Origin of the sequence: Gilliamella sp. M0320, assembly GCF_016101635.1 — a bacterium.
In the GTDB taxonomy this organism is placed as follows: domain Bacteria; phylum Pseudomonadota; class Gammaproteobacteria; order Enterobacterales; family Orbaceae; genus Gilliamella; species Gilliamella apis.
Genome location: NZ_JACFQD010000006.1, coordinates 150442 through 164927, shown reverse-complemented (window position 1 = coordinate 164927; position 14486 = coordinate 150442). Strand labels below are relative to the sequence as shown.

Here is a 14486-nt window from a genome sequence, read left to right as displayed (position 1 = left end):
TAAGAAAAAGCAACTAAGAAAAATAATTTATACTATTATTCTTGATTGACAAAAGCCTGAGATAATCTATTCCTTAAACTTTTATTGTTTATTTTTTGTTATATTTGACAAATGTCATAGTGTTTCTTGTTTTTTGTGTAAATAATAATCATTATCATTAAATCGAATGAGAAGTAAGATGTTATGTGCAGAAAAAATAAAGTTATTCAAATAAGTATATTAACCCTATTCTATTCGCCCATGATGTTTAGCGGTTATACATTCGCCGAGACCAGTCATGATACAATTATAGTTACCCCTAATGATAATAACGATGACAAAAAAAATTCATTGTCTCCGACTTTTCAGCAGGAACAAGTTAAACAGAAACAAACTGCTGGGGCAACTAACTTAATCATTCCAGAACAGGAAAATAGATTATCCACACTACAAGATGCGCTTGATTATCAACCTGGAATTATTATTCAAAACTTTTTTGGCGGTACAGATCAACCAAGATTAAACATTCGTGGTTCCGGAGTGCAAAGTGCCCCGCTATCACGAGGTGTCTTACTATTACAAGATGGGCTACCTATCACGGATGCTGATGGTGATTTCCATATTAGTACCTTAGATATGCGTGAAGCTCGGTTAATTTCAGTTTACCGTGGAGCCAATAATACCCATCCTCAAGCTAATAGTTTAGGGGGAGAATTGAATTTCATCTCATACACAGGAAAAGATGAACTTGGTAGTGCTCGTTATGAATATGGAGCATTTGGTCGAGAAGCCGCGCAAATCGCATTAGGTCATAGCGGTTATGATATGGATGGTCGCATTAGCCTATCTTATGACCATTTTGATGGTTATCGAGATCATTCAACCTCGCAACGGAAAACAGTTCGATCTAACTTTGGTTATAGTAATGAAAACTTTGAAAATAGAACATGGTTAAGTTGGACAGATTTACGTTTTGATATTCCAGGACCTTTATCGCAACGTAAAAGCAAAAGTGATCCAACGAGTATTTTTAAAGTTGTGCAAATGCGAGATCCGCATCGTAATGTTCAACAGGGGCGTATTGCTAACCGCGCAAATTGGACCCTAGATAACCAAGCCATTGAGCTAGGATTATGGTATCAGCGTACCCATGATAATTTTGTTACGCCAACCGATTATGTTTTAAGTGATAGTAACACTATTGGTAGTCAATTAACTTATAATATGACCTTTGATAATTTTAGCTATCGATCAGCTCTAGCATGGGATAAAACCAATCTTGATCGTCAATTATTGATGAATCGACGTCATACCAAAATGAATAAACGTTCACTGGGAAAATATGATGCTACCGCAGAAAACGTATATGGATCCATTGGTTCCTCATGGCAAATCAACAATGAATGGCAACTCAATTTAGATACTAAAATTACGCATGCCAAACGAGAGGTTGATGCGCGGCACAATAAAAACGCCCTTGATCAAGCATGGACATTTTGGTCACCTAAATTAGGGGTAATTTGGAATCAAACAAATGATACGCGATTTTATGCCAATTTAAGCACCAGTAACGAACCCGCATCCTTTCGTGAAATTATTACTAGCGATGGCATGAAAGCCAAAATTAACAAATTAAATCGTCAAAAAGGCATTACTGCCGAAATTGGTGGTAATGGAAAGATAACCCAAGAACTAAACTGGGATATTGCTTTATATCGAAGCATCATTAAAGATGAATATATTACCACTTACGACTCAAGTGGAACGGCAATAGGAGTATTTAATTATGGCGCCAAAACACGTCATCAAGGGATAGAAGCAGGCCTAAAAGGACTAATACCTTCAGTTTTTATTTCTGGCGATATTGAATATCGTCTAGCTTGGACGTATAACGATTTTCGTTTTATGGGTGGCGAATATAATCGTAATTATATTGCCGGCATCCCAAGAAATACGATTACTGCAGAAATTTTATATAAATATGATAACTGGACACTTGGCCCAAATATTCACTGGTCCCCAACTAATACGCCGGTTGATCATGCCAATAATATGAATGTTCAATACCGAGATAAATATGTAGCTTTAGGCTTTAAAATTAATTATCAAAATCCTAATGGTTGGTCGGCTTATTTAACTACAGATAACCTAACCAACAAACATTATGCTACCGCCTCGGTTGCTAATGATGTAGTAAAATCAAAACAAGAAAATACTTTATTCCCAGCTATGGGATTCAATCTCAATAGTGGGCTTGTTTATCACTTCTAAAAAAGTGTATCTGACAGTAATGCTGTCAGATACAGCTACTTAAAATGAACGTTGTGAAGGAAGCGTAAGCTGGTGAAGATAGGTTCTCTTTAAAATTGTTACCTGATTCAATTTAATTTCAATTATTTTTTGTTTACGCCAACTAGAAATTAGTCGGCTTAACGTTTCATAACGGATACCGAGCTTAGTTGCCAATTGACTGCGTGATATTGGTAACACAAAACTTGTATCTTGTTTCGAAGATAACGATAAAATATAAGCAGCTAAACGCTGTTCTGCCGAGCTTGAGGTTAACCAATCGATATTATTGATTTGTTCGTATAGTTTTATGCTAAATTGAACTAACAAACGTTGCATAACAATAGGATTATTCATACAAACTTGTAATACGCTATTTTTTTCAAGTAATAATAATGAGCAATTAGTTTTTGCTCGAATTGTCATGGGAAAGCGATTATGAGGCATAAACACTGCAGCAATGGCAACTAATTCATAAGGCGAAAAAATCCCAAAAACTTTTTCTTCACCTAAATAAGTATTTCTAAATACCTCAACTTTACCAGCAAGAACCAAAGAACAACCAGAAAAAGGCATACCTTCATAACTAATTAGCTCACCGGTACTAAATTCCATATAACTAGCATTTTCAAGGATTGGTATTAATGCATCAGTGGTTAACCCATCAAACATTTTTACATTATTTAACCAAGTTAAAATCTCATCTTGAGTTGGTATATTTTTGACAAATGTCATAGGGATTGCCTAATAATAACTTTAGAATGACTTCAATATAATTGATAATAATTCTTATTACAATAAATAAAGCCTTATTATTAATTATCAATAACCATATGAAATATAATGCTTTTTAACAATAATAATTTAACCACTTATAACCTATATCATAAGCATTGACCAAAATAACAATTATATTTTGTTTTGCACTTACTGAAAAACAGGAGCATCTTATGCCAAATAATACTATTCCTCCAGCACAAGAACTAAATTTAGCTTCATTAATTAAACAAACGGAGCAAGGTATTGCTAGTCGAGTATTAGCTAAAACATCTGGTGGTAACTTAACCTTATTTGCTTTTGATAAAGGACAAGGGCTCTCTGAACATAGTGCACCATTTGATGCGATCGTTATGGTCATAGAAGGGCAATTAAATTTAATTATTGATGGCAAACCAGTTAAAGCTGAACCAGGAACGATAGTAAAAATGCCAGCTAATATCCCTCATGCTGTTGAAGCACCAATACCAGCAAAAATGCTATTAATTATGTTGAGAGAAATCACATTAAAGACTAATTAAACTAAGGATAGACAATGGAACAAATTAAAAAAGAAGCTGGCCATAAATTTCTTGCTCGTTTAGGGAAAACAAGGTTACGCCCAGGGGGAAAGAAAGCTACGGAATGGTTATTTAAACAAGCAGAATTTACGCCACAAAGCCAAGTGTTAGAGATCGCATGCAATATGGGTACGACCTCTATCGAAATAGCTAAGCGATTTAAATGCCATATTATTGGTATCGACATGGATAAAATGGCATTAGAGAAAGCCAAACAAAATGTTATAAAAAATAATGTTAGTCAGTTAGTCGATATACAACAAGCCGACGCTTCCAAATTACCTTTCCCTGATAACAGCTTTGATATTGTAATTAATGAAGCGATGTTAACCATGTATGCAGACAAAGCGAAAGCTCGCTTACTCAGCGAGTATTTTCGAGTATTAAAACCAGGTGGAAAATTATTAACGCATGACATTATGTTAGTAAATCCAGAAAACTCTCAAGACGTCACGGCACAAATTCATAATGCGATCAATGTTAATGCACAGCCTATGAGTCATGATGAATGGATTAATCTTTTTTCAACTATAGGATTTATCAATATAAAATCAGAACATGCCGCTATGACGTTAATGTCACCACGAGGTATGATTACCGATGAAGGATTTTTTGGTGCAATCAAAATTGTTGGTAATGCATTACATAAACAAAATCGACCACAATTTATCAAAATGTTTAAAACATTTAGAAAAAATAAAAAATACCTTAATTACATTGCTATCTGTAGTGTCAAACCGAAATAATAAAAAACTATTAGGTATAGCTGAATATCATGACTAAATAGTCTTTTTTTGCTATAGTGGACATCATTTTATTTAATTTGGATTAATGAAAAACTATGGAATCTATACCTAATTGCCCGGCTTGCCAATCTGAACACACTTACCACGATGGTACTTTTTATGTTTGTCCGGAATGTGCACTCGAATGGGATCCAAATCAAGAAACTTCGACAACCGATGAATTACAAGTTAAAGATAGCAATGGTAATTTGTTAGTTGATGGCGATGATATTATTTTGATTAAAGATTTAAAATTAAAAGGCTCATCAACCGTCCTCAAAAAAGGGGCTAAAGCTAAAGGCATTCGTCTAGTAGACGGTGACCACGAAATTGATTGTAAAATCGATGGCATGAAAGTAATGCTTAAAGCTTGTTTTGTTAAAAAGGCTTAATGATTTAAAGCAACATGCAACTTTTTTAATATAAGCTAATAAATTGACTTTGTTAGCTTATATCGTTATTTTTCCAGACCAAATCCACAACCTTTAATAAAAAACTAATATTTCATCACCTATAAAAATAAATACTTCTGGTAATCTTAATTTAAATGTGGTATAAAACGCGCGCTATATTTCAGATTATTTTTATTGAAAATAATAATGAAACATCAGCATAAAATTTAATAATTAATTAACGTTATAACACACACATATCATTACTCTTTGCCGGGGTGCCTTTTACTTAAAGTAATAAGGTCGGATAAAGCGGATATGTGGAGGCATAACCCCAACGTAAAAATGAGGAAATCATGACTACAGTATCAATGCGCGATATGTTACAAGCAGGTGTACACTTTGGACACCAAACTCGTTATTGGAACCCAAAAATGAAACCATTTATTTTTGGTGCTCGTAACAAAGTTCACATCATCAATCTTGAAAAAACAGTACCAATGTTCAATGAAGCATTAGCTGAATTAAACAAAGTTGCTGCGCGTAAAGGTAAAATTCTATTTGTTGGTACAAAACGTGCTGCAAGTGAAGCAATTAAACAAGCAGCAGAAAGCTGTGGACAATACTACGTTAATCACCGTTGGTTAGGTGGTATGTTGACTAACTGGAAAACAGTACGTCAATCAATCAAACGTTTAAAAGATTTAGAAACACAAGCTAATGATGGTACATTTGATAAATTAACCAAGAAAGAAGCACTTATGCGTGCTCGTGAAATGGCTAAATTAGAAAATAGCTTGGGTGGAATTAAAAATATGGGTGGCTTACCCGATGTGATTTTTGTTATTGGTGCAGACCATGAACATATCGCAATCAAAGAAGCTAACAATTTAGGTATTCCAGTCATTGCTGTTGTTGATACTAACTCAGATCCAGATGGTATTGATTACATTGTTCCTGGTAATGATGACGCAATCCGTGCAATTCAATTATATGCAAACGCAGTTGCTGAAGCAGTACGTTCAGGTCGTGAACAAAACCAATCTCCAGTATCTGAAGAAAGCTTTGTTGAAGAAGCTCCAGCAGCAGAATAATAAACTCAAATATTTTCAGGGTCGATAATATCGTCGACCCATTCTAATGAAAATCATCATAATGGTTAAATAGAGGATTTTAAAATGGCTGAAGTTACCGCTTCTATGGTAAAAGAACTGCGCGAAAGAACTGGCGCAGGTATGATGGAATGTAAAAAAGCATTAGTTGAAGCAAATGGTGATATCGATCTTGCTATCGACAACATGCGTAAATCAGGTCAAGCCAAAGCAGCTAAAAAAGCAGGTCGTGTAGCAGCTGAAGGTGTAATTATTTCTAAAATTTCAGCAGATAAAAAAGTTGGTGTTATTTTAGAAATTAACTGTGAAACTGACTTTGTTGCTAAAGATGCTGGTTTCTTAGAATTCAGTGATAAAGTAGCAACAGCTGCTTTAAATGATAAAATCACTGATATTGCAGCTTTACAAGCAAAATTTGAAGAAGAACGTACTGCATTAGTTGCTAAAATTGGTGAAAACATCGGCATCCGTCGTGTTCAACAAATTACTGGCGATGTAGTTGGTAGTTATCAACACGGTGCACGTATTGGTGTTTTAGTTGCAGCTAACAGTGGTTGTGATGAAGAATTAGTTAAACACATTGCAATGCACATTGCAGCAAGCAAACCAGAATATGTTGACCCTAGCGATGTACCTGCAGATGTGGTTGAGCATGAACGTAATATTCAAATTGATATTGCAATGCAATCTGGTAAACCTCGTGAAATCGCAGAAAAAATGGTTGAAGGCCGTATGCGTAAATTCACTGGTGAAGTATCACTTACTGGTCAACCATTTGTAATGGATCCAAGCAAAACAGTTGGTGATTTACTTACTGAGAAAAAAGCGACTGTTGCATCATTTATCCGCTTTGAAGTGGGTGAAGGTATCGAAAAAGTCGAAGTTGATTTTGCAGCAGAAGTGGCTGCGATGTCGAAACAATCTTAATTGTTTTATCAAAACCGCCTTCATGGCGGTTTTGTTTATCCACAAAATATTTTAAAATGATTGCCGGCTAGTTATGCTAGCTTTTTAAGTAATTAAATAACGAAATAGTGAGACTTCATATGGTAACCCCTTTCTATAAACGTATCCTTCTCAAACTTAGTGGTGAAGCGCTGCAAGGTGATGAAGGTTTTGGTATTGATCCAACCGTTCTTGATCGTATGGCTCAAGAAATTAAAGAACTTATCGACATGGGAGTTCAGGTTGCTGTTGTTATTGGGGGTGGTAATCTATTTCGTGGTGCAGGACTTGCTAAAGCAGGCATGAACCGTGTTGTTGGTGACCATATGGGTATGCTTGCCACAGTAATGAACGGTCTTGCTATGCGTGATGCATTGCACCGAATTGAAGTTAATGCCCGTTTGATGTCGGCAATTCCATTAAACGGCGTTTGTGATGATTATCGCTGGACTGAAGCAATCAGCTTGCTTAAACATGGTAAAGTCGTTATCCTTTCGGCTGGAACCGGTAACCCATTTTTCACAACTGACTCAGCAGCCTGTTTAAGAGGTATTGAAATTGAAGCTGATGTGGTTTTAAAAGCAACCAAAGTTGATGGTGTTTATTCAGCCGATCCGGTAAAAGATCCTAATGCAACACTTTATAAAACACTTAATTACGAGAAAGTGTTAGATGATGAATTAAAAGTGATGGATTTAGCCGCATTTACATTGGCTCGTGATCATAATCTACCAATTTGTGTGTTTAATATGAATAAACCGGGGGCATTACGTCGCGTCATTCTAGGCGAATCAGAAGGAACATTAATCAATAATCAGGCTACAGTTAGCTGCTAGTCTTATTTATTTAAAAAGGTTTTTATTATTATGCTAAATGAGATTCAAAAAGAAGCGCAAGAGCGCATGGAAAAAAGTATTGATGCGTTTCAGAATCATATTTCTAAAATTAGAACTGGTCGTGCATCGCCAAGTTTATTAGATGGCATTATGGTTGAGTATTATGGTAGCCCAACACCACTTCGTCAATTAGCCAATATCGTTGCTGAAGATGCAAGAACCCTTGCAATTACCGTGTTTGATAAATCATTAACACCATTAATTGAAAAAGCAATTTTAACTTCAGATTTAGGATTAAATCCGGCATCAGCGGGTACCGTTATTCGAGTTCCTCTGCCACCGCTTACTGAAGAGCGCCGTCGTGATTTAACTAAAATTGTTCGTGGTGAGGCAGAGCAAGGCCGTGTATCGATCCGTAATATCCGTCGTGATGCCAATGATCAAATCAAAGCATTATTGAAAGATAAAGAAATTTCTGAAGATGATGAACGTAAATCACAAGATTTAATTCAAAAAGCAACCGATGCTGCTATTAAAAAATTAGATGCAGTACTTGCTGAGAAAGAGAAAGAATTAATGGACTTCTAATCTATTTCAAAAATTCATAAATACCATTTTGACGCCCAATTTAATAAAATTGGGCGTTTTTATTTATTTCTTTAACATATTAATAGCAGTTGTTATATTTCAAATTCTCACAAATTAGCGATATAATGTTATTAAAGTAACATTATTTGGTTATATTTGTTATTTTTATAACATTACTATTTACAGATTAACAAAATTAACTAGATTTAACATTAATAAAAAATTTAAGGAAACCCTTATGGATTATGCAAAGTATATTGATCATACTTTATTAGCGATGAATGCGACTGAAGATCAGATTCGAAAACTCTGTGATGAAGCAAAAGAATATCATTTTTATTCTGTGTGCGTTAATTCTGGCTATGTACCTTTAGTGGCAGAGTTATTAAAAGGTAGTGATGTAAAAGTATGTTCAGTAGTCGGTTTTCCACTTGGTGCTATGCTTACGTCAGCTAAAGCTTATGAAACAGAAATGGCTGTTAAAGCTGGTGCAGAAGAAATTGACATGGTAATCAATGTCGGTTGGCTAAAAAGCAATAATTGGAATGCAGTTAAAAATGATATCGAAGCGGTATTCAAAGCCTGCGGTTCAGTACCATTAAAAGTTATCTTAGAAACTTGCTTATTAACCAAAGAAGAAATTGTTAAAGTTTGTACAATTTGTAAAGATATTGGCGTTGCTTTTGTCAAAACATCTACTGGCTTTAGTACTTCTGGCGCAACAGTTGAAGATGTTAAATTAATGCGTGAAACAGTCGGTGAAAATATGGGCGTAAAAGCGTCTGGTGGTATTCGTGATCGTATGACTGCCGAAAAAATGGTTCAAGCTGGTGCAAATCGTTTAGGCGCAAGTGCTGGTATTGCAATCGTTTCAGGTAACAGTACATCATCTAGCAATTACTAATCAATCATAACAATAAGTTACATATATATTATGTAGCTTTTTGTTATTTAGGAAAAACAATGGAAACTCAACCACAAAAAAGAATAAATGAACTCCTTGAAATCCTAAAAAACACTGACAAGATCCACCTAAAAGCAGCGGCAAAAAAATTAGCAGTGTCAGAAATGACTATCAGGCGTGATCTTAACAATTGCCCCTCCTCATTAATTGTCTTAGGTGGCTATATTGTCAATGAAGACCGTCATTCAATCGCAAAATATTTCGTTTCAGATCAGCAGGATAAGCAAGTTGAAGAAAAAGCTTATATTGCAAAACTTGTTAGTCAATTTATCAATGAAAACGATACAATATTTTTTGATTGTGGCACCACCATGCCTTTTATCATTAATGCAATAGATAATGATATTGCATTTACTGCTATCTGTTATTCATTAAATAGTTTATTGGCACTACAACATAAACCTAAATGTAAGATCATTTTATGCGGTGGTCAATTCCAACCAAATAATTCTATCTTTACAAGTTTACATCAATCCAACCAGTTAGATTCTATCTGTCCGAATAAAGCCTTTATTTCAGCAGCAGGTATTGATTTGCAACAAGGGGTAACTTGTTATCATTTTGAAGAATTAGATATGAAGCAACAAGCAATGAAAAAATCAGCGCAAAAAATATTGATTGCCGATCATACTAAATTTAATCAAATAAAGCCGGCATTTATTAGTGAATTGACTTTGTTCGATCAGATAATTACTGATAAACTGCCCGATGAGAGATTTGTCTCTTTTTTTAATGAAAACAACATAAGTTTAATTTACTAATATGAAAAATATCACAATTTTAGGCTCAACTGGTTCAATAGGTTGCAGCACTTTGGCCGTTATTCGACAAAATCCAGATTTATTTAAAGCATTTGCTTTAACTGGTGGGCAGAATGTTGGCAAAATGACTGAACAATGTTTGGAATTTAGGCCAAATTATGTCGCAATGGCTGATGAAGAAGCAGCACAGCAACTTAGAAAAAATCTCGTAGACCTAAAATTAAATATTGAAGTATTTCATGGTCAACAAGCTATATGCGATTTAGCAGAGCTTACTGAAGTAGATATGGTAATGGCAGCTATAGTCGGGGCTGCAGGATTAAAACCTACTCTTGCCGCCATTAAAAAAGGCAAACGGATTTTGTTAGCGAATAAAGAATCTTTGGTAACTTGTGGCCATTTATTTATGCAGGCAGTTAAACAATATGGAGCACAGTTATTACCAGTTGATAGTGAGCACAATGCAATCTTTCAGAGCCTCCCATCAGAAGTTCAACAAAATTTAGGATTTGCTAATTTAGCCGATTATGGTATCACCAAAATTGTCCTAACCGGTTCAGGAGGACCATTTCGAGATTTACCGTTAAATCAATTAACCACAGTTACGCCTGAACAAGCGGTTGCTCATCCTAATTGGTCAATGGGTAAGAAAATCTCTGTCGATTCTGCTACCATGATGAATAAAGGACTAGAATATATTGAAGCTCGTTGGCTGTTTAATGCCAGTGAAGAAGAGATGGAAATTATCATTCATCCACAATCAATAATACATTCAATGGTTCGTTACCAAGATGGTAGCGTAATTGCCGAGCTCGGAATGCCTGATATGTGTACACCAATTGCTTATGCAATGTCTTATCCTGATAGAATTGCATCAAGCGTGCCGGCATTAGATTTTACGCAAATTTCATCACTGACTTTTTCTCAACCCGATTTTAACCGTTATCCTTGTTTAAAGTTAGCTATTGAGGCATTCAATCAAGGACAAGCAGCAACAACGGCACTCAATGCGGCTAATGAAATGGCGGTAGCGGCATTTTTACAAAATAAAATCGGCTTTATGGATATTGCTAAACAGGTAGCAACAGTTTTAGAAACACTTGATTTTCCTGAACCAACCACGATTGAAGACGTATTTGCTATCGATCTGTGGGCAAGACAAACCTGCGCAAACTTATAGCAATCGGCCAAAAAGTTAAGAGCATTCCCCTGCTAACTTTTTATGAACTCGGCAGGGACACCCCATAGCAATAACATTGCTAGGTATATCACGATCAACAATGCTTCCGGCAGCAACAACACTATTATCACCAATTGTTACACCAGGTAATACAATAACATTACCGCCAATCCAAACATTATTACCAACCGTAATCGGTTTAGCAAACTCCAATCCACTACTCCTTGTTTGGCTATCAAGTGGATGACCTGAAGTATAAAAACCGCAATTAGGCGCGACAAGCACATTATCACCAAATGTTACTTTAGCTGCGTCTAATATAATACAATTAAAATTAGCAAAAAAATCCTCACCGATTTCAATATTATAGCCGTAATCACACTGAAAACCTGGCATTATGGTAAATTTCCGTTTCGTTTTTCCTAATAATGTCTTGAATAATTGTTGCCGTTTATCAATAGCACTTGGCGATAATTGATTTAACTGAAAACAGATATCTTGGGCATAAAGCCGTTCTTTTTCAAGTTCATCGATACTAGGGTCATAAAGTAGTCCTGTTAGCATTTTTTGTTTTTCTGTCATTATTTACACCATTTGTTTAGCAATTAGCGCTGGGTTATCACTAATAAAGGATTGTAAAAATGCACTATCCGGTAATGCTGTTAATGCGCCTTTTTTAGTAGTAGCCAATGCCCCACAAGCGCTAGCTATCGTCATCATACTTTCTAACATTAATTTATCTTCCGGCATTCCCGATGAAGCAATACTACTAAGTAATCCAGCAACAAATGCATCGCCTGCTCCTGTTGTATCAATACTATTAACGTGGAAAGAGTCAAAACTAAACGTTTTACCTTGCCATAACACAATACTACCGTCTTTACCTTTAGTGATTAATTTAAGTGGTGCATTATAATGTTGTTGCAATTTATTAAGTGCTACATGCCAATCTTGACTTTCCGTTAACCAGAATAGCTCTTCATCTGAAAGTTTAAGAATATCTGCATCGTGACAAAATTGGGTAATAATAGTGCGCATTTCATTTTTATCCTGCCACATTTGTTCGCGCAAATTAATATCAAAGCTAATTAAGCCATTTTTGGCAGTCAGTTTTTCAATAGCTGTTTTTAATGTTTGTCGACAGGTTGTGCCAACTAACGCCAAAGAACAAAAATGTAAAATGTCCTGATTAAAATCCGGCAATGCTTGTTCAGATAAAAATTGATCAGCTGAAGGCGAAACAAGAAAAGTGAAACTGCGTTCACCATTGTCTCCTAAATCAACTACCACTGTACTCGTTCTATGCTCATCGTCCTTTTCAAGACTTTGACAATCAACATGATGTTCACAAAAAGTTTTTTCCATAAAGTGGCCAAATGGATCATTACCAACTCGACCAATAAAAGCCGATGGTAGCCCTAACTTAGCTATCGCAATGGCAACATTCGCGGGAGCCCCGCCAGCACAAGCTCGATAGTTCATTTCACCAAATGGCAATAAGTCAATAACGGCATCACCAAGAGACCATACTTTTGTATTTTTCATTTTGTCACTCATATTATTGTTAAAAGGGATTGAATGTATGTAACACGATTAATGTTATTGCACTATACTTTTCGATTAAATTAGTTAATTAATGACTAATTAATTGATATGCTGATAATCAATATTAATAATAAACTAAAACATTTATAAAAAAAATCATTGTTAACGTTAAAAATATGTGACTAGTATCACATAAATTAACGTTTATTTTATTATAGGTTAACGTTAACAAATATTTTGAGGTAGTATGTAATTATATTAACTTAACTCAATTTGAACGAAGGTAATGTTATGAATACTGCAATTGATAAAGCAAACCAAGCTGTAGAAAAACTAGAACAACAAATAAATAAACAGTATTACCCTCATTTTCATTTAGCACCACCAGCTGGCTGGATGAACGATCCCAATGGATTAGTTTATTATAAAGGGCAATATCATGCCTTTTACCAACATCATCCTTATGATGAAAATTGGGGGCCTATGCATTGGGGTCATGCAGTAAGTGATGATCTGATTACATGGCGAAGATTACCTATTGCTATTGCACCCGATCATGATTATGACCAAAGCGGTTGTTTCTCTGGTTCAGCGGTAGATAATAATGGTGAACTGTGCTTAATTTACACTGGTCATATCTGGCTAAATGGTCAAGGCAATGATGAACATATTCGTGAAACCCAATGTCTTGCTACCAGTAAAGATGGTATTCATTTCGAAAAACATGGTACTGTGCTGACACCAAAAGAAGGGATTATGCATTTTCGTGATCCTAAAGTTTGGCAACAACAAGGAAAATGGTGGATGGTGGTTGGGCAACGAGAAGCCAATGACATCGGGCAAGTATTGCTTTATCGCTCAACTGACTTAAAAGATTGGATATTTGATCAAGTACTTATCAGTGATATTGATCCTAATGTTTATATGCTTGAATGTCCTGACTTTTTCCCATTGGGTGATAAATGGATCTTGATGTTTTCACCACAAGGCATGCACGCTAAAGGTTATCAATATCGTAATCGATTCCAGTCAGGTTATATTGTTGGTGATTGGCAACCTGGTAAACCATTTACCGTCATTAAATCATTCCAAGAGATGGATTTTGGTCATGATTTTTATGCACCACAATCATTTCTTGCCGCTGATGGTCGCCGAATTGTATTTGCATGGATGGATATGTGGGAGTCAAAAATGCCAAGTAAACACGATAAATGGATGGGGGTTTTTACTTTACCACGTGAATTAATACTAGACCGCCAAAACAAAGTTCGTAACCGACCAGTAAAAGAACTTGAAGCTTTGCGAGAAAAACCGCAATTATTAACCAATATCACATTAAATAATGAATTAAAAAATACCGATATCGAGTCAATTAGTTGTGAAGTTAATGTTGAAATTGATTTAGCCAATAGTAATGCCGAACGTTTTGGCTTACAACTCGCTGCCACCTCAGATGGTAAACAAGCTACATTATTGTATATTGACTTGCAATCTAATCGACTGGTTCTTGATCGAAGCCTTTCTGGACTCGATTTAAAAGGTTATCGCAGCGTGCCATTACCAAAAAACAAAAAAGTAACATTGCATATTTTTGTGGATGCATCATCAGTCGAGGTTTTCGTCAACAAAGATTTATATAGTCTTTCAAGCCGTATTTATCCAAAATTACCAGCTACACGTTTAATTAATTTATTTGCTGAAAATGGACAAGCAAGAATTAGCAAATTAGAAAGCTGGCAATTAAAATCTATTTATCAATAATTGACAATAAAA

Annotated in this window: 15 protein-coding genes; 12 read left to right on the top strand and 3 right to left on the bottom strand. The window is 35.4% G+C overall.

Annotation, left to right across the window (positions count from 1 at the left end):
- The first annotated feature begins 183 nt into the window (after positions 1-183).
- Complete coding sequence (locus H3T83_RS09045; protein ID WP_198215581.1) at positions 184-2250, top strand: TonB-dependent receptor domain-containing protein; 2067 nt, start codon at positions 184-186, stop codon at positions 2248-2250.
- Between the two features lie 39 nt (positions 2251-2289).
- Here H3T83_RS09045 and H3T83_RS09040 read toward each other — a convergent pair whose 3' ends face one another.
- Complete coding sequence (locus H3T83_RS09040) at positions 2290-3003, bottom strand: Crp/Fnr family transcriptional regulator (protein WP_198215580.1); 714 nt, start codon at positions 3001-3003, stop codon at positions 2290-2292.
- Between the two features lie 215 nt (positions 3004-3218).
- On the opposite strand from H3T83_RS09040, the gene H3T83_RS09035 reads away from it, so the two are divergent.
- The 10 genes from H3T83_RS09035 (at position 3219) to ispC (ending at position 11168) form a co-directional block, all read left to right on the top strand.
- Positions 3219-3566: a cupin domain-containing protein gene (locus tag H3T83_RS09035; protein WP_065579136.1), complete on the top strand. Its 348-nt coding sequence runs from the start codon at positions 3219-3221 to the stop codon at positions 3564-3566.
- A gap of 14 nt (positions 3567-3580) precedes the next feature.
- On the top strand, positions 3581-4351 hold the full coding sequence (locus tag H3T83_RS09030; protein ID WP_065613727.1) for a class I SAM-dependent methyltransferase: 771 nt from the start codon (positions 3581-3583) through the stop codon (positions 4349-4351).
- Positions 4352-4446: 95 nt separating this feature from the next.
- Positions 4447-4782, top strand: a complete 336-nt coding sequence (locus H3T83_RS09025; protein ID WP_198215579.1) for a zinc ribbon domain-containing protein YjdM — start codon at positions 4447-4449, stop codon at positions 4780-4782.
- Between the two features lie 356 nt (positions 4783-5138).
- Entirely contained in the window at positions 5139-5876 is a 738-nt protein-coding gene (gene rpsB / locus H3T83_RS09020; RefSeq protein WP_065579133.1) for a 30S ribosomal protein S2, read from the top strand.
- A gap of 84 nt (positions 5877-5960) precedes the next feature.
- Positions 5961-6821 carry a translation elongation factor Ts gene (tsf, locus tag H3T83_RS09015; protein ID WP_065579132.1) on the top strand — a complete coding sequence of 287 codons (861 nt, stop codon included), beginning with the start codon at positions 5961-5963 and terminating at the stop codon, positions 6819-6821.
- 119 nt (positions 6822-6940) lie between these two features.
- Entirely contained in the window at positions 6941-7675 is a 735-nt protein-coding gene (gene pyrH / locus H3T83_RS09010; protein WP_065579131.1) for a UMP kinase, read from the top strand.
- 30 nt (positions 7676-7705) lie between these two features.
- Positions 7706-8263, top strand: coding sequence for a ribosome recycling factor (frr, locus tag H3T83_RS09005; RefSeq protein WP_198215578.1), 558 nt, complete (start codon positions 7706-7708; stop codon positions 8261-8263).
- A gap of 238 nt (positions 8264-8501) precedes the next feature.
- Positions 8502-9167, top strand: coding sequence for a deoxyribose-phosphate aldolase (gene deoC / locus H3T83_RS09000; protein ID WP_198215577.1), 666 nt, complete (start codon positions 8502-8504; stop codon positions 9165-9167).
- A gap of 59 nt (positions 9168-9226) precedes the next feature.
- Positions 9227-9988 (top strand): DNA-binding transcriptional repressor DeoR, encoded by a 762-nt coding sequence (deoR, locus tag H3T83_RS08995; RefSeq protein WP_198215576.1) that lies wholly within the window; start codon positions 9227-9229, stop codon positions 9986-9988.
- 1 nt (position 9989) lies between these two features.
- Positions 9990-11168, top strand: coding sequence for a 1-deoxy-D-xylulose-5-phosphate reductoisomerase (gene ispC, locus H3T83_RS08990; RefSeq protein ID WP_198215575.1), 1179 nt, complete (start codon positions 9990-9992; stop codon positions 11166-11168).
- A gap of 15 nt (positions 11169-11183) precedes the next feature.
- On the opposite strand, the gene H3T83_RS08985 is transcribed toward ispC, so the two are convergent.
- On the bottom strand, positions 11184-11753 hold the full coding sequence (locus H3T83_RS08985) for a sugar O-acetyltransferase (RefSeq protein ID WP_370528029.1): 570 nt from the start codon (positions 11751-11753) through the stop codon (positions 11184-11186).
- Positions 11754-12713: an aminoimidazole riboside kinase gene (locus H3T83_RS08980; protein WP_065613721.1), complete on the bottom strand. Its 960-nt coding sequence runs from the start codon at positions 12711-12713 to the stop codon at positions 11754-11756.
- 291 nt (positions 12714-13004) lie between these two features.
- Here H3T83_RS08980 and H3T83_RS08975 point away from each other — a divergent pair, with 291 nt between their 5' ends.
- A complete protein-coding gene (locus H3T83_RS08975; RefSeq protein ID WP_065652055.1) occupies positions 13005-14474 on the top strand; it encodes a glycoside hydrolase family 32 protein in 1470 nt (489 codons plus the stop codon).
- Positions 14475-14486: the final 12 nt, after the last annotated feature.

Bases quoted from the DNA above. Each gene is read 5' to 3' on its own strand.
- deoR (WP_198215576.1), top strand. From the start codon at position 9,227: ATGGAAACTCAACCACAAAAAAGAATAAATGAACTCCTTGAAATCCTA.
- deoC (WP_198215577.1), top strand. From the start codon at position 8,502: ATGGATTATGCAAAGTATATTGATCATACTTTATTAGCGATGAATGCG.
- H3T83_RS09030 (WP_065613727.1), top strand. From the start codon at position 3,581: ATGGAACAAATTAAAAAAGAAGCTGGCCATAAATTTCTTGCTCGTTTA.
- tsf (WP_065579132.1), top strand. From the start codon at position 5,961: ATGGCTGAAGTTACCGCTTCTATGGTAAAAGAACTGCGCGAAAGAACT.
- H3T83_RS09035 (WP_065579136.1), top strand. From the start codon at position 3,219: ATGCCAAATAATACTATTCCTCCAGCACAAGAACTAAATTTAGCTTCA.
- frr (WP_198215578.1), top strand. From the start codon at position 7,706: ATGCTAAATGAGATTCAAAAAGAAGCGCAAGAGCGCATGGAAAAAAGT.
- H3T83_RS09045 (WP_198215581.1), top strand. From the start codon at position 184: ATGTGCAGAAAAAATAAAGTTATTCAAATAAGTATATTAACCCTATTC.
- H3T83_RS09025 (WP_198215579.1), top strand. From the start codon at position 4,447: ATGGAATCTATACCTAATTGCCCGGCTTGCCAATCTGAACACACTTAC.
- pyrH (WP_065579131.1), top strand. From the start codon at position 6,941: ATGGTAACCCCTTTCTATAAACGTATCCTTCTCAAACTTAGTGGTGAA.
- rpsB (WP_065579133.1), top strand. From the start codon at position 5,139: ATGACTACAGTATCAATGCGCGATATGTTACAAGCAGGTGTACACTTT.
- H3T83_RS09040 (WP_198215580.1), bottom strand. From the start codon at position 3,003: ATGACATTTGTCAAAAATATACCAACTCAAGATGAGATTTTAACTTGG.
- H3T83_RS08975 (WP_065652055.1), top strand. From the start codon at position 13,005: ATGAATACTGCAATTGATAAAGCAAACCAAGCTGTAGAAAAACTAGAA.
- H3T83_RS08980 (WP_065613721.1), bottom strand. From the start codon at position 12,713: ATGAAAAATACAAAAGTATGGTCTCTTGGTGATGCCGTTATTGACTTA.
- ispC (WP_198215575.1), top strand. From the start codon at position 9,990: ATGAAAAATATCACAATTTTAGGCTCAACTGGTTCAATAGGTTGCAGC.